Raw genomic sequence first — 18060 nt, forward strand, 5'->3', positions numbered from 1 at the left:
ATGATTCGGGATGGGCGGACGTCGCCGAAAAATAATCGAAACGAGCTCTCGCACCAGGGGTCTAGACCATTAAGTCCATCCGATGAGAGCACTTCCCATGTTGAAATTTCTTGGCAGTACCGTTGGCATCATTTTCCTGATCGGCCTGATCGTGGTCATCGCGTTACTCAAATTTATCTTCTGACCCAGAGCTGCCGTTGTGGGCGCGGGCTTGCTCGCGAAAGCGGTGTGTCTGTCACAGGGATGTTGAATGTGCCGCCGCCATCGCGAGCAGGCTCGCTCCCACAGGGTTCTGTGGCGTACAGCGCAAATCCAGTGTGGGAGCGGGCTTGCTCGCGAAAGCGGTGTGTCTGTCACAGGGATGTTGAATGTTCCGCCGCCATCGCGAGCAGGCTCGCTCCCACAGGTTTTGTGGCGTACACCGCAAATCCAAGGTGGGAGCGAGCCTGCTCGCGATAGCGTCAGGGAGGGCGCCGCCTACTTATCCTGGAACTCCGCGGGCCGCTTGGCCACGAAGGCTGCCATGCCTTCTTTCTGATCCTGGGTCGCGAATGCCGCATGGAACACCCGTCGTTCGAAACGCACGCCTTCGGACAGGCTCACTTCAAACGCACGGTTGACGCTTTCCTTGACCATCATGCTGATCGGCACCGACTTGGAGGCGATCAGTGCAGCGGTTTTCAGGGCGTCATCCAGCAACTCATCGGCCGGTACGATCCGCGCCACGATGCCGCAACGTTCCGCCTCCACGGCGTCGATAAAACGCCCGGTCAGGCACATTTCCATGGCCTTGGCCTTGCCCACCGCACGGGTCAGGCGCTGGGTACCGCCCATGCCCGGCAGGACGCCGAGGTTGATTTCCGGCTGGCCGAACTTGGCGTTGTCGCCCGCCAGGATGAAATCGCACATCAGGGCCAGTTCACAGCCGCCACCCAGGGCGAAGCCGTTCACCGCCGCGATGATCGGCTTGCGGCGGTTGGCCACGCGGTCGCTGTCGCTGAACAGGTCGTCGAGGTAGATCTGCGGATAGGTCAGCTCGGCCATTTCCTTGATGTCGGCCCCGGCGGCGAAGGCTTTCTTCGAGCCGGTCAGCACGATGCAGCCGATCTTCGGATCCGCTTCCAGGCTGTCCAGCGCGTGGTTCAACTCGCTGACGATCTGCGCGTTCAAGGCGTTCAGCGCCTGGGGACGGTTGAGGGTGATCAGGCCGACGCGGTCCTTGATTTCCAACAAAATCGTTTCGTAGCTCATGCGGGACTCCTGTTCAAAGATTGCGCGAAATGACCATGCGCTGAATGTCGCTGGTGCCTTCGTAGATCTGGCAGACCCGCACGTCGCGGTAGATGCGTTCCAGCGGGAAGTCGTTGAGATAACCGTATCCGCCCAGGGTTTGCAACGCCATGGAGCAGACTTTTTCGGCCATTTCCGAGGCGAACAGCTTGGCCATGGAGGCCTCTACCAAAGCAGGCTGGCCGTTATCCCGCAGTGCGGCGGCGTAATGCACCATCTGCCGCGCCACGGCGATCTGGGTCGCCATGTCCGCCAGGCGGAACGCCACGGCCTGGTGCTCGATGATCGGCTTGCCGAAGCTCTGGCGTTCGCGGGCATAGTCCCGGGCCGCCTCGAATGCCGCCCGTGCCATGCCGACCGATTGCGCCGCGATGCCGACCCGCCCGCCTTCCAGGTTCGCCAGGGCGATCCTGTAGCCTTCACCCTCCTCCCCCAGCCGATTGGCAACCGGCACCTTCACATCTTCGAACAGGATCTGGCAGGTATCGGAAGCATGCTGGCCGAGTTTGTCCTCGACCCGCGCCACGCTGTAGCCCGGTGAGTCGGTGGGCACGATGAACGCGCTGATGCCACGCTTGCCCGCACTCGGGTCGGTCACCGCGAACACGATCACCACCCCAGCGTTCTGCCCGGAGGTGATGAACTGCTTGCTACCGTTGAGCACGTAGTGATCGCCGTCCAGTCGCGCCCGGGTCTTGAGGCTGCTAGCGTCCGAGCCGGCCTGGGGCTCAGTCAGGGCAAAGGCGCCGAGCATCGCGCCGCTGGCCAGGGGCGTGAGAAACCGGGCCTTCTGTTCGTCGCTGCCGAACTTGAGGATCGGCACGCAGCCCACCGAATTGTGCACACTCATGATGGTCGAGCACGCCCCGTCGCCGGCGGCGATTTCTTCCAGGGCCATGGCGTAGGTCAGGTAGCCGGTGTCGCAACCGCCCCATTGCTCCGGCACGAGCATGCCGAAGAAACCCAGCTCGGCCATTTCGCCGATGGCTTCCCTGGGAAAGCGGTGCTCGCGGTCCCACTCGGCGGCGAACGGCTTCAAGCGTTCCTGGGCGAACTGCCGGGCCACGTCGCTGATTTGTGTCTGTTCTTCAGTCGGGAGCATGGTGATTCCTTAATACAGGCATTCAACGGCCATGGCCGTGGCTTCACCGCCGCCGATACAAATCGCTGCGACACCGCGCTTGAGGCCTTTCTGGCGCAGGGCCGAGAGCAGCGTCACCAGGATCCGCGCCCCGGAAGCACCAATCGGGTGGCCCAGCGCGCAAGCGCCGCCGTGGATGTTGACCTTGTCGTGGGGAATCTCCAGCTTGCCCATGGTCACCAGCCCGACCACGGCAAACGCTTCGTTGACCTCGAACAGATCGACTTCGTCCAGCGACCAGCCGGTCTTTTGCATCAGTTTCTTCACTGCGCCAATCGGTGCAGTCGGGAAAAGGCTCGGGGTATCGGCAAACGCCGCGTGACCGTGAATCACCGCCAGGGGCTTCAGGCCGCGCTGCGTCGCCTGGCTCTGGCGCATCAGTACCAGCGCCGCGGCACCGTCGGAGATCGAGCTGGCGTTGGCCGCCGTCACCGTACCGCCTTCGCGGAACGCCGGCTTGAGGGATGCGATCTTGTCGATCCGCGCCTTGGGCGGCTGTTCGTCGTGGCTCACCGTGACCTGTTCCTTGCCGACCATGACCTGCAGCGGCACGATCTCGGCATCGAAGCTGCCGTCCTTGATCGCCTGCTGGGCGCGGGTGGTGGACGCAATGGCGAAGGCGTCCTGGGCTTCACGGCTGAAACCATTGGCTTCGGCGCAATCTTCGGCAAAAGTGCCCATCAGACGGCCCTTGTCGTAGGCATCTTCCAGGCCGTCGAGGAACATGTGGTCCAGGACCTTGCCGTGGCCCATGCGCAAGCCGCTGCGGGCGCGATCGAGCAGATACGGGGCGTTGGACATGCTTTCCATGCCACCGGCCACCACTACCTCGGCACTGCCGGCCACGAGCATGTCATGGGCGAGCATCGTCGCCTCCATGCCCGAACCGCACATTTTGTTCAGGGTGGTGCAACGGGTCGATTTGTCGAGCCCGGCACCCAGCGCCGCCTGCCGCGCCGGGGCCTGGCCCTGGCCGGCGGCGAGCACGCAACCGAACAGCACTTCCTCCACCGCACCCGGTGCGATACCGGCGCGTTCGACCGCTGCCTTGATGGCGGCCGCCCCCAGTTGCGAGGCGCTGAGGCTCTTGAGTTCGCCCTGGAAACCGCCCATGGGGGTGCGGACGGCGCTGACGATGACAATCGGATCGTGGGTCATGACAAAATCCTCCTTACTTCGCTGCCATGCGCAAGGCACCGTCGAGACGGATCACCTCGCCATTGAGCATGCTGTTTTCAATGATATGCCTGACCAGCGCCGCGTACTCGGCCGGTTTGCCCAGGCGCGGCGGGAACGGCACACCGGCGGCCAGGGAATCGCGGACTTCCGGGGTCATGCCGGCCATCATCGGCGTTTCGAAAATCCCCGGGGCAATGGTCATCACGCGGATGCCGAAACGCGCCAGTTCCCGGGCGGCCGGCAAGGTCAGGCTGGCAATCGCGCCCTTGGACGCCGCATAGGCTGCCTGGCCGATCTGGCCATCGAAAGCTGCCACCGACGCGGTGTTGATGATCACACCGCGCTCGCCGTCGGCATCGGCCTCGGTTTCAGCGATGGCCGCAGCGGCCAGGCGCAGCAGGTTGAAGCTGCCGATCAGGTTGACGTTGATCACCTGGCTGAAGCTGGCGAGCCCATGAGGGCCGTTCTTGCCGAGGATCTTTTCGCCACGCACGATGCCGGCACAGTTCACCAGGCCATTCAGCCCGCCGAATGCCTCGACGGTGGCCTTGACCGCCGCTTCGGCCGCCGCCTCGTTGCTGATGTCCGCGACCACGCTCCGGCAGCCGAGCTTCTGCGCCTGGGTGGCCACGGCTTCAGCATTGAGGTCCACCAGCATCACCTTGGCGCCGGCCTTGACCAGCAGCTCACCGGTGGCCGCACCGAGGCCGGACGCACCGCCGCTGACGAGGAATATCTTGTTGTCGATCTGCATCATGGTTTCCTTGGATTCAAGCTGAAACGTTCTGCGCCACCGCTTCTTGGGCTTTGGCGATTTCCTGGTTGCGCAAGATAAAGCGCTGCAACTTACCGCTTGGGGTTTTCGGCAAGTCGCTGACAAATTCGATTTCACGGGGATACGCATGGGCCGCCAGGCGCTTGCGCACGTGCTGGCGCAGTTCTTCGGCCAGCTCCGGCGCGGCACGGTACTGGGCACTGAGCACGACGAAGGCCTTCACCAGCTCGGTACGCTCCGGGTCGGGTTTGCCGACCACGGCGGCTTCCACCACGGCCGGGTGTTCGATCAAGGCGCTTTCCACGTCGAAGGGACCGACGCGGTAGCCCGAGGTGGTGATCACGTCGTCACTGCGACCGACGAAACTGATGCTGCCGTCCGGGTTCAGTTCGACGGTGTCACCGCTCAGGTAATAATTGCCAACGAACGCCTTGGTCGGCCCACCCGCGTAACCGGCGAACCAGCACATTGGCGACTGGCTGCGGTCGACGGCAAGAATGCCCGGCTGGCCGACGCCCAGTTCCTGGTGGTTCTCATCCAGCACCACGATGCGGTGGCCCGGCGAGGCAAAACCGGCCGCCCCCAGGTGCACCGGATGCTCAAGCCCGTGGTGGTTGCACAGCACCATGCCCAGTTCGGTCTGGCCGTAATGGTCGTGGATCACCACGCCCAGGTTATCGGCGAACCAGCGGATCACTTCCGGGTTCAGCGGCTCGCCGGCACTGCTGACGATGCGCAGCCGGCCCTTGATCGAACAGGCGAACTGCTCGCCTCCGGCAATCAGCAGCCGATAGGCGGTGGGCGAACCCGTGAGGTTGGTGATGCCATATTTGTTGATGACCCGGCAGGTGCTTTCCAGGGTGAAGGGACCATCGTAGAAGGTGATGGGATGGCCCATCGCCAAGGGTCCGGTCACGCCGAAGTAAATACCGTAGGCCCAGCCTGGATCGGCGAGGTTCCAGAAGGCATCTTCGGGACGCAAATCCACCGCGTCACGGGTGTAACTCTGGAACGCGACGATGGCCTTGAGCGGTACGGCCAACGCCTTGGCCGGCCCGGTGGTGCCGGACGTGAACATCAGCAGGAACGGGTCTTCGCCGGTGAGCATGACCGGCTCGCATTGATTGGAGTGGTTTGCCACTTCAGCCCAGAAACTGAAGTCGCCCCGCACGATTCCCCGGCCTTGTTCGCCGCCGACGGTGACCACGGTGGGACAACCGCTCACTTCGTTGAGCTTCGGCCGGTTGACGCTGTCGGTGACGACGATGCGGGCGCCGGAGCTGCCGAGACGGTGCTCGATGGCCTTGGGCCCGAACGCGGTGAACAATGGCTGATACACGGCGCCGATGCGCCAGGTGGCAAGCACCACGATCAGCAGCCCCGCGGTGCGGGGCAGCAGGCCGGCGACCTTGTCGCCCTTGCCCACGCCCTGGGCCAGCAGGAAATTGGCGAAGCGCGCGGCGTCGTCTTGCAGGTCACGGTAGGTCCAGGTCGCGTCGCTGCCGTCACGGCCTTCCCAGAACAACGCGATACGCCCCGGCAACGCATGCCGGTCGCAACACTCGACACAGGCGTTCAGCGCCTCGAGCGAACCGTGCAGTGCGGTATTGACGGTGTGCAGGTAATCGAACTGCGACGTGGCGGACAGATAATCGCGCATGACCAGAATCCCTCTGTACTTTTTATTGGTTGGGGGAACCGTGAACAGGGGAATACTCGCGCCGAAGAGCTTGGGCGGCAATGGTCAAAGCTATCAAGTTGGCTGACTGGTTTGGCCATGGTTTGGAGCGAAGATTGTGGTGTGGAAGCAAACCGCTAACGGCGCTTCCTGTAGGCGCTGGCGAAGCCTGCGATCTATCGTCGCGGTTGTGCTCAGCCGGGGTCGTTGAGAATCAGGCTGCGGTAATGCCCCGGATTGGAACCGGACCACTTGCGGAACGCCTTGTAGAACGAGCTGGCATCGGCAAATCCCAGGCGCGAAGCAATCTCGACGAAACTGATGGAAGGTTCGGCGAGCCAGGTGATCGCCAACTCCTTGCGCACGCTGTCCTTGAGCCCCTGGTAGGTCTGCCCTTCTTCCGCCAGGCGCCGGCGCAGGGTCGATGCCGACACACACAACTGTTGGGCCAGGGCTTCGGTTTCCGGCCATTGCTCGGCAGGCAGTTGACGCAGGTCGTGCCGGATCCGGCTGGCGAGGCTTTGCGGGTCGCGGTATTTGACCAGGATGTTGGCCGGAGCCCGGGCCAGGAACCGCTTGAACTCCTCGGCGCTGCGGCGGATGGGCAGGTCCAGGTACTCGGCGGCGAAGATCATCCGGGTACGGGGGCGCTCGAAGCGCAGATTCTGGGAAAACATCACCCGGTAGTCGTCGCAGAAATCCGGCGCCGGGCAGCGCAGCTCGACGGACAGGATGGGGATCCGCCGTCCTGCCAGCCAGCAGGCCACGCCATGGACGATCATCCAGTAGGTGAAGTAGGTAAAGGCCCGCCGTGGCTCCTGATCGTCTTCCAGCAGGACGATTTCCGCCAGGCTCTGCTGGCGCACCCACTGGGCCGGCAACTGTTCGAGCATCAGCGACAGGAACCCCAGCCCCGCCGTCAGGCCGGCCGCCAGTGTCGGCTGCGCCATGGCGCACTGGCAAAGGAAGGCCAGGCTGCCGGACTTGAGCTTGCGCGGGTCCATGCCGAAGAACTCATCGTCAAGGCGCCTTGCGAGCAAGCGCCAGAGCCGCGCATAGGCAGCGGCCGGTACCCGTGCCTGGGGATTGTCGAGCCATGCGGGAGCGATGCCGACCTTGCTCAGCACTTCATCGGTTGCCGGGCCTGGGGCGCAGCTTTGCAGCAGCGCCTCACGCACCAACTGGATGGAGATGGTGTCTTTTTCGGCCATGGCGCCGGTGTTCACAGGATCCGGTAAAGCAGCCGCTCGATCCGCACCCGGCTGACCCTTTTCAGGAACTTGGCCACCGCCGCCGGGTAGTCCGGCAACGCTTCCAGGTCCAGGTAGCGTTCGATTCGGCGGGTATGCCGGTAGATCTGCTCGAGCTCGGCCTTACGCGGTTCCAGCAACTCACCCTTGGGGTCGTCCAGCAACAGGGCGTTCTCCAGGTCCAGGCGGAACGCCCGCGGGTTGAGATTGTTGCCGGTCAGCAAGGTGTAGCGCTCGTCGACCCACATGCCCTTGAGGTGATAGCTGTTGTCGCCGTCACGCCACAAGTGCAGGTTCAACTGGCCGCTGTCGATGTAGCGCTGATGCCGCTTGGCGAAGCGACGCAGGCTGATTTCATACAGGTAAGGCAGCGCCGCGATGATCTTGAACGGTTCGCTCGGCGGGATGAAGAAGTCGTTGGCGGTTTTGTCGCCGACAATGATGTCGATCCTGACCCCACGGGCCAGGGCGCGGTTGAGCTCCCGGGTCACCGCCAGGGGCAGGTTGAAGTACGGCGTACAAATGGTCAGTTGCTGGCGACTGCTGGCGATCAGTTCGCCGATCGCCCGGCTCAGCGGGTTGTTCTTGCCGACGCCCAGCAACGGGCTCACCGACAGGCCGCTCTTGTCGAGGCTGCCGGCCGTGGTGTCATAGGCGGCGTACTTGAGCCGGCTGCGCAGGTCGCCAATGTCCTTGCGCAAACTGCGGGTGCTGGGCAGGTTCGGCAGGTCCAGGCGATGCACGGCCTTGGAGGTGATCAGGCCATGCTGCACCAGGTGGTGCATCGAGTCGGCCAGCGCTGTGTTCTGCAGCAAGTGATAGCGGTCGTAGCGGTACTTGTCGAACTTGTGCAGGTAGACGTTGTTCAGGCTGGCGCCGCTGTAAAGCACGCAATCGTCGATCACGAAACCTTTCAAGTGCAGCACGCCGAACAGTTCGCGGGTTTGCACCGGCACGCCGTAGATCGGCACCTCGCTGGCATGGCTGCGCGTTTGCTCCTGGTACCACGCCGAGTTGCCCGGCTGCTTCTTGGCGCCGATCAGCCCGCGTTGGGCCCGCAACCAGTCCACCACCACGACCACGTCCAGTTCCGGACGCGCCGCTTTGGCGGCATGCAGGGCATCGAGGATTTCCTGGCCGGCTTCGTCTTGTTGCAGATACAGGGCGACGATGTAGATGCGCTGGGTGGCCTGGGCGATTTTCTCCAGCAGGCAACGGCGGAACTCGGCTGCGCCATCGAGGATGGTCACGGCATCGGCGGTCAGTGCAAAGCTGCGCAGCTTGGGCAGCAGGGAGCGTTTGAAAAGCGACGGCATAGGGCTCGCAAAAGGTCGATTCCGAAGAGCCGCTGAGCTTACACCATGGCGGATGGGTTTGGGACTCTAGTGGGAGCACAGCTTGCTCGCGATTGCGATGGCGAAGCCCATCGCCAGCGAGCCAGGATTTCAAAAGTGCAGTCGCAGAAAAAACATTTGACCAAGGAGAACGATCGTTCTACTGTTTGCGCCATGAACGAAATCATCAGCAACGACACACGAGACATCATCCTCGATGTCGCCGAAAAACTGATCTATAAAAGTGGCATTGCGGCCACCGGCATGGATCTTCTGGTGAAAACCGCCGGCGTCTCCAGGAAAAGTGTCTACCGCTATTTCGCCAACAAGGACGACCTGATCCTGGCTGCCCTCAAGCGGCGGGACGAGCGCTGGATGCACTGGTTCAGCACCGAGGTCGACAAGGCCCCTACCCCGACCGCACGGCTATACAACCTGTTCGCCGTGCTCAAGGGCTGGTTTGACAGCGACGGCTTCCGCGGCTGTGCGTTCATCAATACCAGTGGTGAAACCGGGGACCCACAGGACCCGGTCCGCCAATTGGCGAAGCTGCATAAACAGAAGTTGCTCGATTACGTCACCCGTTTATGTATTGAACAAGGCGTCGAAGATCCCGAGGCCCTGGCCCGACAGTTACTTATTCTGATCGATGGCGCCATTACTGTTGCACTGATCATGGGCGACCACACTGCCGCCGATCACGCCCAGGCCATGTTGAACGTGTTGTTGGTTGAAAAGAAATAAAAAGCTCATCCGCTGAACATCGTGAAACTTGATTCATCACTGGAGATTTGCCATGTCGTCCCCTGCTGAAGTTCGTCCGCCCCTGCCGCCTTTCACCCGTGAATCGGCCATCGAGAAAGTTCGCCTGGCCGAGGATGGCTGGAACTCTCGCGACCCACAGCGAGTGTCCCTGGCCTATACCCTGGACACCCAATGGCGCAACCGCGCCGAATTCGTCCATAACCGCGAAGAAGCCAAGGCCTTCCTGACCCGCAAATGGGCCAAGGAGCTGGATTACCGGCTGATCAAGGAACTCTGGGCGTTCACCGACAACCGCATCGCCGTGCGTTATGCCTACGAATGGCACGACGATTCGGGCAACTGGTTCCGTTCCTATGGCAATGAGAACTGGGAGTTCGACGAACAGGGCCTGATGTCCAACCGCTACGCCTGCATCAACGACCTGCCGATCAAGGAAAGTGAACGCAAATACCATTGGCCCCTGGGGCGTCGGCCGGACGATCATCCTGGGTTGTCTGAGCTGGGGTTGTAGACACAACACTCTTGAGGGACCGGCGGTGGAACTCGAACCCTGCCGGCACCTTGGCCTCATGTGGGAGCGAGCCTGCTCGCGATAGCGGTGGGCCTGCTTGCTTCAGTGTCGAATGTGCCGCCGCCATCGCGAGCAGGCTCGCTCCCACAGAGGATCGATGGTAGACACAACTTCCGCCAACACCCTAGCCCCCCATGTGGGAGCGAGCCTGCTCGCGATAGCGGTGGGCCTGCTTGCTTCAGTGTCGAATGTGCCGCCGTCATCGCGAGCAGGCTCGCTCCCACAGGAGTTCTACCGATCAAACTCAAATCCCGCTGGTACCCTGGCCCCATGTGGGAGCGAGCCTGCTCGCGATAGCGGTGGGCCTGCTTGCTTCAGTGTCGATGTGCCGCCGTCATCGCGAGCAGGCTCGCTCCCACAGGGTTCAGCGATCACAGGGCTTTAGCGTTACTCACCTTCAGCCCGATTGAGCAGGAATTCCAGCAATGTCCCCGCGCAGGCTTCGATGCTGCCTTCCAGGATCAGCTCATACCCATGGGTATTCTCGGTGGGTATGGCGATACAACCTCCCATGGCCGACACCCCGCTGCCCATGACCGCACTGGCATCGCTGGCAAAGTCCACAAGCAGCGCAAATTGCGGCTCCAGGTCGATGCTTTTGCCGGCGCGGTAGAGCTGGTCGACGACCTTGCGGCTGTAGCAGCCTTTTTCGTCTCCCGTATTGATGATCGGGTTGACGCTCAACCGGGTTCCGTATTCCGGCACCACCGGCCCGATCTCGACGGCAACGGTCACCTCGCCCGGCAGGTGGGCGGCGGCGTACAGCGCTCCGGCGTTGGATTCCTCTTCCTGGGTGGTGAAGACGAAATACACCTCACCGACCAGTTCCGCCCGGCGCTCGGCCAACAGCGCGGCGGCCTGGAGGGTCGCAACCATTGGCGCACGGTCATCAAGGAAATGCGCGGCAATCGCATCGCCCACCCGAAACGGCCGACGCCAGTGCTGGCTCAACACCACCCGCGTGCCCGGGCGTACACCGTGCCTGTGCAGTTGTTCCCGTGAACAACGGGTGATCACATGGACGTCTTCCCAATGCACATTCCCGGACAGGACATCCGCCCCCTGATGGGTTTGCGCCGTGCTGTGCATGGAGCCGAACGACAACACGCCAGGGATGAAATCCCGATCGCCCAATATGTCCACCGGGCATACACCGAAGTTGATCGGGTTGGCGCCCCCCAAAGCCACCACCCGCAACGTGCCATCGGGTTCCACGCGTTTGACCAGCATGGCGATTTCGTCCAGATGAGCCATGACCCTGACCGGAGTTTCGGTGCCGCTTCCGCCGGCCGCGCCCTTGATCAGCCCGATGACGTTGCCGGCCGGGTCGACCCAGGTCTTGTCGCAATGGGGCTCCAGCTCTCGCAGGCAGACTTGCCGGACTTCGTCTTCCTGCCCGCCCGGTCCGCGGGCCATCAGTAACTCTTCCAGCAACGGTAATGTAGACAGGTTCGCTTGCATCGATCGGACTCTCCTTATGCTTGCCATGAGGACCGTCGCGATACGATGACGGAGCGGACCGCAACGTCCTGTCTGTCTTGAGGGTGCTCGCCCTGGAAAATTTGATCGGATCGGCGGATAAACAGACGAGCGGACCATGCCGGGTGACAGACCGGCGGCCATATGACAGGGTTGACCGCACTATCGCCAGGCATCACATTGCCTGGGCCGCCGATGGACTCAACGGTGGCTTCGTCGTACCCCAGACTTGTGGAGCCCATGACCGCGTCGATTCCGATCCGTCCCCCCTGCCCGCCCGGCGTCTGCGACTGCGGGCGCGAGGCCTTGCTGGAAACCGCGGGCAGCGACCTGCGCATCCTTTGCCTGAATCGCCAGGAAGAAAAGCGCCTGCTCGAACGACTGGAAAACATCCAGGACCTGGCCGAACTCGAACGGTTGCAGCAGCGGCTGTACGAAAACCTCGGCATCCGCCTGACCATCGAGCCGGGCTACAACGAAGTCCGGACCATGCGCGGCATCGCCATCGAGTTTCAGGAGCAACCGGGCCTGTGTCGCAAAATTCGCCAATCGATCCCGGCTGCCATTCGCCGCGGCCTGGAAAAACGCCCGGAAATCGCCTGGCGCCTGCTGGACGCCCACGACTTGTTCCGCGACGCCTGACGCTCAGCGCCGGATCCGTTGCAGGAACTCGGTTCTCTTCAGCCGATCCGCCTGCTCTTTCGCCAGCAGCTTGGGCAGCAGATCGATGGCCTGTTGCACCCCGAGGATGAACACACCATCGTCATCACCGATGGCAATGTCGCCTGGATGTACGGCGACCCCTGACACCCGGATCGGCTGATTGACCTCGCCGCCAAGCCCAAGGCTACGGGTGGTGAAAGCGCTGACACCGCGACTGAACACCGGCAGGCGATGCTCCCGCAAGGCGGCCACGTCGGTCACCGCGCCGCACACCACCACGCCGGCCAGGCCTTTGATCAGCCCGGCCAGGGTGCGCAGCTCTCCCCAGCAGGCACAGTCGGCGTCCCCCACGCATTCCACCACCAGCACATCCCCCGGCTCGCTAAGCAACAAGGCTTCGCGCAAGACACTGCCGTCAGGCGTGAACAGCCTGACCGTGACCACCTTGCCGAGCATGCGCAGGTTATCGAACAACGGGCGGATGCCCCGCAGGTATCCGCTGTCGGTGAAATGCCCAAGGGTGGACGAAGCGATCCCCCGGTACTGTGCCAACAGCGAGTCGGTGACCGCCGCTGACGCGATTGAATCATTCATGTCTTGTTCTCTTTCGCAGCAACGGGCAGGCCGAACAGTATTCGACCGGGTTGCTCGCCCGGTAATAGAAACAGCAGGTGCGCCGCAACCGTCGACAGCCGCCATCGGCCAGGGGCATGGGGGCTCGGCGAAAATGCTGCAACGGGTTGTAATCCAGGCCGAATAGCCCAGGATCGGCCTGGTTCAGCAGCCAATCGAAATCGGCGTCGATGCGCCGGCGCGCGGACGGCTCCTGCAGGCTGTCCATGCGTTTTTCATACAGCGAATAGACCCGCACCGCCGTGTTTTCCCAGAGGATGCGTCGGGAGATGCCGCTGACCTGGGCGAACAGATCCCACAACGGCTTGAGCAGCCCGGCAAACAGGTTGCCGACCAACGCTTCGCGCCAGGCCTCCCGGTCGCCGGTGGCATAGGCCTGCGGCTGCGGGTCCAGCAGCGGCATCGACGAGGTCCAGCGCCCCGCGTCGTGACCGTATTCGATGACGCTGTTGTCCAGGGACATCCGCAGCCCCTTGTCGCAGGCCGAGAGCGCATACAGACAGGGGTTGGTGGCGAGGAACGAAATTCGCTTGCTCAACAGCGAGGCGGTGATTGCACGGGACGGCGAACCGAGGATCGGCGTCAACTCGTCCAGCAGCCGCAGGCACACACCGCCATTCAACAGCTCATGGGCCGCCAGGGAACGCGACGAATCGCGCTCCCCTGCCGGTTTCAGCCGCAATGGGCCGCTGAGCACGGCCCACTCGTCGGCCGTAAACCGGCAGGCTCCGTCGGCGGACACCGGTTCAATCCTGAGCACGCGACTGATCGCCATGCCCTCAGGCCTCCAGCGACAGCCGGCGGAACGGGTTGACCACCTCGCCCTTGCCGAACGGCATGCTGCCCGGGCCGCCGGCCCGCTCGATCATGGGCGTGAGCAATAGTTTCTGCGGCCAGTTGGGCGCGTCGAACAGTTGCGCCTTGAGCATCGCCCGGGCCTCGGCGTCGAAGTCGATGGTCTCGATCAGTTCGTCCAGCACGTCCCGCAGGGCCTGCCACAAGCCAGTCACCGGCATCGAGTAGACCTGCGCCAGGGTGTCCATGATCGCCCGCATGTTGACCTGGATGCCCAGGGTCTGCAGCCAGAACAGCAGATCTTCAGGACGCTCGTGGTACAGCGTGTTGGCGTGGCCTTTCTTGATGCGGTACACCGGGTCCGCCATACCATTGCGCTCCAGCCACGGCACGAAGATCCGCAGCGAATCGTGGTCGCGCAACAGCAGGCCTTCGGCATGGCCGTCCTTCCATACCAGTACCGCGTTCTGACCGTGGACTTCCCCCAGCATGCCGAGGCGGAACATGCGCAGGTTGATGTCGAAGAAGCTGCGGGCCAGTTCACGGAACAGGGTCATGACCGACTCGGCGTCCGCCGGCAGGTTGCGATACTGCATCCAGTCATCGAAGAAGTGACGGTTGCTGCCCGGCAGCGGCGTGCCCAGAGCGGCCATGGGTAGCAGGCGGGTGTCGGCGTCATTGAGTAACGCGCTCGGGTAGCCCCGGACCATGGCCGACAGGTGCCGTGGTGCCTCGTCGAACAACGTGGCCTCGGGTGGCATGAACGCCCACCACTTGCTCTCGTCGCAAAGGTGCAGCGACTGGCGCAGGGTCGCGTCCTTGTCCAATACCTCGTGGAGCAAGGCTTCGCTCAGGCCGCCGTTGATCATCTTCACCGCTGGCAAATAGCGCGATGCGCCCAGGGAGTGGATGGCCATCGGCAGCTTGAGGTAGTCGGCACTGTCGAAGCACGGCGTCATGGAACGCAGCGACGAGGTGGCGAAGAAATCGCCCTCATTGAAGCTCAAGCGCCGGCAATCGCCTTTGGCGAAAACCTCCCCCAACTGTTTGTCGAGCACATGTTCCCACTGCCACGGGTGGACCGGCAGCGCGATATGGCTGTCCGCCAGGCCGCGAGCCTGCATTTCCCCGGCGAGCCGGGCCTGCAGAGGCTCAGGCAACAGATAACGTGCCGGATAGCACTGCGCGAGATCCCCGACGCCATCGCCGCATTGCAACAGCGTGCGGTCCACCGCCACCCAGTTCAAGGCCACCGGGCGGGCGAACTCGGCCTGGTAACGCAGGTATTCCTCGTCGTCGAGCCCTTGCTTGGCCTTGGCCAACGGGTGATAGGGACGGTCGCGCAGCGAGGCCCACTGTTCCATGGTGCGGAAAAACGTCGCCGGATCCTGGGTCATCAACTCACGGTCATCCACTGCATGTGACAGGGACAACGCCGTCTGCTTGACGCTGGTGTGCAGCACATCGAGAAACAGCGACAGGCCTTTATCGTTGTCCTTGAAACGCTCGGCCATCGAGCCGAACACCCGCTTCATGAAGTCGTCCGGCGAAAGCACCGTCCACTGCTCTTCCTGGCGCGCCAGCACCGGGGTGCCCGGCACTTTTTCCCACTGTTGGGTGATGCCCGCACGCAGGGCAATGCTGATGGAGCGCTGTTCGGTCGGGTCGTAGCACCAATCCCAGATACGCTGTTGCGGGGTCAGCCCGGCGAGCGCCGGCGCCTTCGGATGAGCCTGCCGCCAGACACCGACGTCGACCAGGGGCAACGGCTCGCTGCCGAAGAACTGTTCGGCCAACAGGCAATCCACCAGATCCTGCATGACGATATCGGCGGCGTGGGCCAGGGCGTGTAAGGTCAGGCGAGTCATCTTGATTCATGTCCTTCTGAAGAAAGTGTGGCCAAACGGCCCTGGAGAGCGCGGAACGCGATACCGCGTTCGTCGCCCAGTACAAAGGTGTTCACCCCTCGGGCACGCCAGCGGGCATGGTCGTCGGGTTGACGGGGAATGGCGCAATAGGGAACGCCGGCTTCGCGGGCCGCCTGCCAGGTGTCCAGCAAGGCCTGTTGCACCGCCGGCGTGTCGATCCGCCAGGGCGTGCCGAGGGACTGGGACAGGTCCGCCGCGCCTTCGAGGATCATGTCCAGGCCGGGCACCGTCGCGATGTCCGCCGCACGCCGTGCGCCTTCGGCGCTTTCGATCATCGCCACCACCATGATTTGCTCGTTGGCCAGCCCCACGTATTCGGCCAGGCTGTGTTTGCCAAACGAACCGGGGCGCCCGGCATTCAGGCTGCGCCGCCCCAACGGGTGGTACTTGCACGCGGCAATCGCATCGGTCAGTTGCTCCGGGCTCTCGATCATCGGCAGCACGATGCCCTGGGCGCCGCCGTCGAGCAGGCGCAACAGGGTTTTCGGATTCAGGTCCGACACCCGCACCAAGGGCGTGATGGCGTAGGCTTCGGCCATGCGGATCATGTGCTCGACGGTTTCCGGGTTGATCAGCACATGCTCCATGTCGATGATCACGAAGTCGTAGCCCGCCTCGGCGATCAGCTCGATCGCCATGGCCGACGGAATCGAACTGATCAGCCCGTAGGCGGCCTGCCCCGCACCGATCTTGAGCTTCAGCTGATTGGTCCTCAGCATGACTGCGGCCTGAAGGCGTGCAGCGGATTGGGCACCGACTTGAAGCGCCGCTCCCCGTCGCCCAGCAGGCGACGCTTGGTCAGTTCTTCCACTTCATAGGAAGGCGCGAATACGTCGAACAGCCCGAAGCGCTCGCGGTGCTGCGGGTGCGCAGCCTGGTAAGCAGTGATGACGTCGGCGGTCATCTGCCAGAAGCGGGTTTCATCCAGCTGATAGTGCTGGCGGAGGAAAATCGCCATTTCCGCCAGGCAAATGAAGAAGAAACAGTCGCAGGAGAAATCCCGCACCGCATTCACGTCATCGGTAATGATGAACGAGTTGCGGTTCAGCTTTGCGTGGCTGGCGGGCAACGGCACCAGGGTCGGGCACAATTTAGGCCGGGCCAGGTGCGCCGGGGAGTAGCGCACGCCGTCGTGGAAATCCTTGAGGGCGATGCGTTGCGGCCAACCGTCCCGGGTGATCAGCACGATGTTCTGGCCGTGGGATTCCATGCCGATGCCTTCGGCGTAGAGCATGTGGATGATCGGCGGCACCGTGACTTCCAGCAATCGCTGAGTCCAGGCCTGCAAACCGTACTGGGCGATCCAGGCATCGATGAACGGCAGCTGCTCGCCCTGGCCGTAGCGGTTTTCCACGTGGCTCAGGCCGTTGAACGGCACCGCTTGCTCATCGGCCTTGAGATAGCCGTGGATGCTTTCCCGCCAGATCGCGCCGAGGGTGCCATAGGCTTGAGGCGCACGGGTGGCCGGCAGGTGATCGTAGCTGAAGCTGACCCCGGCCACCTCGCCGAGGATGACGAAGTCCAGGGCGCGGGCGGTGCTGTCGGTGGCGATCAGCTGTTGCAGCCAGTCGGTGATGATCGGGCCGTTCATCACCGTATGCCGCGCCAGGATGCGCGTGCTGGAGGTGTTGGTCATGCTCATCGCCAGCTTTACATAAGGGCGTTCGGGCGAGCTGGCGTTGGCCAGGGTGCGGATCGATTGCTGGGCCTTGTACCGATCCTGCGAGGTTCCCAGGTAGATCAGTTCGCCGCTGAGCAGCTCGGGGTAGAACGTCGGGACGATGGTGTTTTCCCACTGCCACGGATGGACGGGAATCACCCAGTAATCGTCCGGCGCCTGAGCGCGGCTTTCGAGAATCGCGGCCAGCTGTTGCAGGCGCTTCTCCCCGGCTTCCTGGCGAATGAATGCGTCGAAATCCATTTTGCTGGAATGGTTCATCGCCCCGCAGGACTTGGCTACGGCCAGCCAGACGATGGCGATGGGGCTGGCGAACTCCGGCCCGTAGCGGGTGTTGTCATGCAGGGTGAAGCCGATCCGCGACTTGTAGCATGGGTGGTAGCTGTGGGCGTCCATGAAGTGCTGTTCCAGCGCATCCACATCCAGTCGATGGGCGGCACGCGGCGCACGGTAGCCTTGGCTGCGCGATTGCAGGTCCTTGAGCTGGGTCTGTTCCAGTTCCTGGATGAAACGTGGCAGGTGGGCGCTGCCCTCGAACTCGCCGAGCAGTTCGGCCAGCGCCTGGTGCAGGTCAGGTGCCTGGGAGTGGCCTGCGGCATCGACGCGCTCAAGGCTGGCGTGATCCAGGCGGATCAGCTCGAAACTGCTGCTGCGCAGGCCGTTGCAGTGGTATTGCACCGGTTGTTGCGCGGCATCGGTACCTTGCACGATGAAACGATACCGGCCGTTCGCAAGCGGCTCACACTGGTACGCCAGCACGTCTTCATACAACAGGGTTTGCAGCAGTTGGCCGACCACCCGCTGTTGGACTTTTACCCGGACATCGGTATCGGTGCCCGCCAGCCAGGCGCCTGGGGCGGTGGATTGCGGGGCTTGTTCAAAAATCGTCATGGGAATTCCT

The 18060-nt window shown here is 63.1% G+C and carries 16 protein-coding genes; 3 read left to right on the top strand and 13 right to left on the bottom strand.

Annotated elements, in window-relative coordinates:
• Positions 1-477 precede the first annotated feature (477 nt).
• The 7 genes from LOY35_RS14710 to pssA form a co-directional block, all read right to left on the bottom strand.
• On the bottom strand, positions 478-1251 hold the full coding sequence (locus LOY35_RS14710) for an enoyl-CoA hydratase (RefSeq protein WP_024777310.1): 774 nt from the start codon (positions 1249-1251) through the stop codon (positions 478-480).
• A 13-nt stretch (positions 1252-1264) separates the two neighbouring features.
• Entirely contained in the window at positions 1265-2392 is a 1128-nt protein-coding gene (locus LOY35_RS14715; RefSeq protein WP_145130717.1) for an acyl-CoA dehydrogenase, read from the bottom strand.
• Positions 2393-2401: 9 nt separating this feature from the next.
• Positions 2402-3589: an acetyl-CoA C-acyltransferase gene (locus tag LOY35_RS14720; RefSeq protein WP_258624080.1), complete on the bottom strand. Its 1188-nt coding sequence runs from the start codon at positions 3587-3589 to the stop codon at positions 2402-2404.
• Positions 3590-3602: 13 nt separating this feature from the next.
• On the bottom strand, positions 3603-4364 hold the full coding sequence (locus LOY35_RS14725; protein WP_258624082.1) for an SDR family NAD(P)-dependent oxidoreductase: 762 nt from the start codon (positions 4362-4364) through the stop codon (positions 3603-3605).
• Positions 4365-4380: 16 nt separating this feature from the next.
• Positions 4381-6045, bottom strand: coding sequence for an AMP-binding protein (locus tag LOY35_RS14730; protein WP_258624086.1), 1665 nt, complete (start codon positions 6043-6045; stop codon positions 4381-4383).
• 212 nt (positions 6046-6257) lie between these two features.
• Positions 6258-7274 carry an AraC family transcriptional regulator gene (locus LOY35_RS14735; RefSeq protein ID WP_258624094.1) on the bottom strand — a complete coding sequence of 339 codons (1017 nt, stop codon included), beginning with the start codon at positions 7272-7274 and terminating at the stop codon, positions 6258-6260.
• 11 nt (positions 7275-7285) lie between these two features.
• The gene (gene pssA, locus LOY35_RS14740) at positions 7286-8629 is read right to left on the bottom strand and encodes a CDP-diacylglycerol--serine O-phosphatidyltransferase (protein ID WP_258624108.1); all 1344 of its coding nucleotides are present in this window, start codon (positions 8627-8629) and stop codon (positions 7286-7288) included.
• A gap of 192 nt (positions 8630-8821) precedes the next feature.
• Between pssA and LOY35_RS14745 the strand changes: the two genes are divergently transcribed.
• Together LOY35_RS14745 and LOY35_RS14750 are read left to right on the top strand one after the other, a co-directional pair.
• On the top strand, positions 8822-9391 hold the full coding sequence (locus LOY35_RS14745) for a TetR/AcrR family transcriptional regulator (protein ID WP_258624109.1): 570 nt from the start codon (positions 8822-8824) through the stop codon (positions 9389-9391).
• Between the two features lie 52 nt (positions 9392-9443).
• Entirely contained in the window at positions 9444-9923 is a 480-nt protein-coding gene (locus tag LOY35_RS14750) for a nuclear transport factor 2 family protein (protein ID WP_144930441.1), read from the top strand.
• 447 nt (positions 9924-10370) lie between these two features.
• Here LOY35_RS14750 and LOY35_RS14755 read toward each other — a convergent pair whose 3' ends face one another.
• Positions 10371-11444 carry a M42 family peptidase gene (locus tag LOY35_RS14755; protein WP_258624113.1) on the bottom strand — a complete coding sequence of 358 codons (1074 nt, stop codon included), beginning with the start codon at positions 11442-11444 and terminating at the stop codon, positions 10371-10373.
• Positions 11445-11702: 258 nt separating this feature from the next.
• Between LOY35_RS14755 and LOY35_RS14760 the strand changes: the two genes are divergently transcribed.
• Positions 11703-12104 carry a hypothetical protein gene (locus tag LOY35_RS14760; RefSeq protein ID WP_177329274.1) on the top strand — a complete coding sequence of 134 codons (402 nt, stop codon included), beginning with the start codon at positions 11703-11705 and terminating at the stop codon, positions 12102-12104.
• A 3-nt stretch (positions 12105-12107) separates the two neighbouring features.
• On the opposite strand, the gene LOY35_RS14765 is transcribed toward LOY35_RS14760, so the two are convergent.
• The 5 genes from LOY35_RS14765 to LOY35_RS14785 are packed head-to-tail and all read right to left on the bottom strand — an operon-like array spanning position 12108 to position 18050.
• The gene (locus LOY35_RS14765) at positions 12108-12719 is read right to left on the bottom strand and encodes an RraA family protein (protein WP_258624120.1); all 612 of its coding nucleotides are present in this window, start codon (positions 12717-12719) and stop codon (positions 12108-12110) included.
• Entirely contained in the window at positions 12712-13533 is an 822-nt protein-coding gene (locus LOY35_RS14770; protein ID WP_258624121.1) for an IucA/IucC family C-terminal-domain containing protein, read from the bottom strand. The genes LOY35_RS14765 and LOY35_RS14770 overlap by 8 nt, the downstream gene beginning before the upstream one ends.
• Before the next feature lie 4 nt (positions 13534-13537).
• The gene (locus tag LOY35_RS14775) at positions 13538-15421 is read right to left on the bottom strand and encodes an IucA/IucC family siderophore biosynthesis protein (protein WP_258624123.1); all 1884 of its coding nucleotides are present in this window, start codon (positions 15419-15421) and stop codon (positions 13538-13540) included.
• Positions 15418-16200, bottom strand: coding sequence for an HpcH/HpaI aldolase/citrate lyase family protein (locus tag LOY35_RS14780; RefSeq protein ID WP_258624137.1), 783 nt, complete (start codon positions 16198-16200; stop codon positions 15418-15420). The genes LOY35_RS14775 and LOY35_RS14780 overlap by 4 nt, the downstream gene beginning before the upstream one ends.
• Positions 16194-18050 carry an IucA/IucC family siderophore biosynthesis protein gene (locus tag LOY35_RS14785; protein ID WP_258624140.1) on the bottom strand — a complete coding sequence of 619 codons (1857 nt, stop codon included), beginning with the start codon at positions 18048-18050 and terminating at the stop codon, positions 16194-16196. Before LOY35_RS14785 ends, LOY35_RS14780 begins: the two co-directional genes overlap by 7 nt.
• Positions 18051-18060: the final 10 nt, after the last annotated feature.

Origin of the sequence: Pseudomonas sp. B21-028, assembly GCF_024749045.1 — a bacterium.
Taxonomy (GTDB): domain Bacteria; phylum Pseudomonadota; class Gammaproteobacteria; order Pseudomonadales; family Pseudomonadaceae; genus Aquipseudomonas.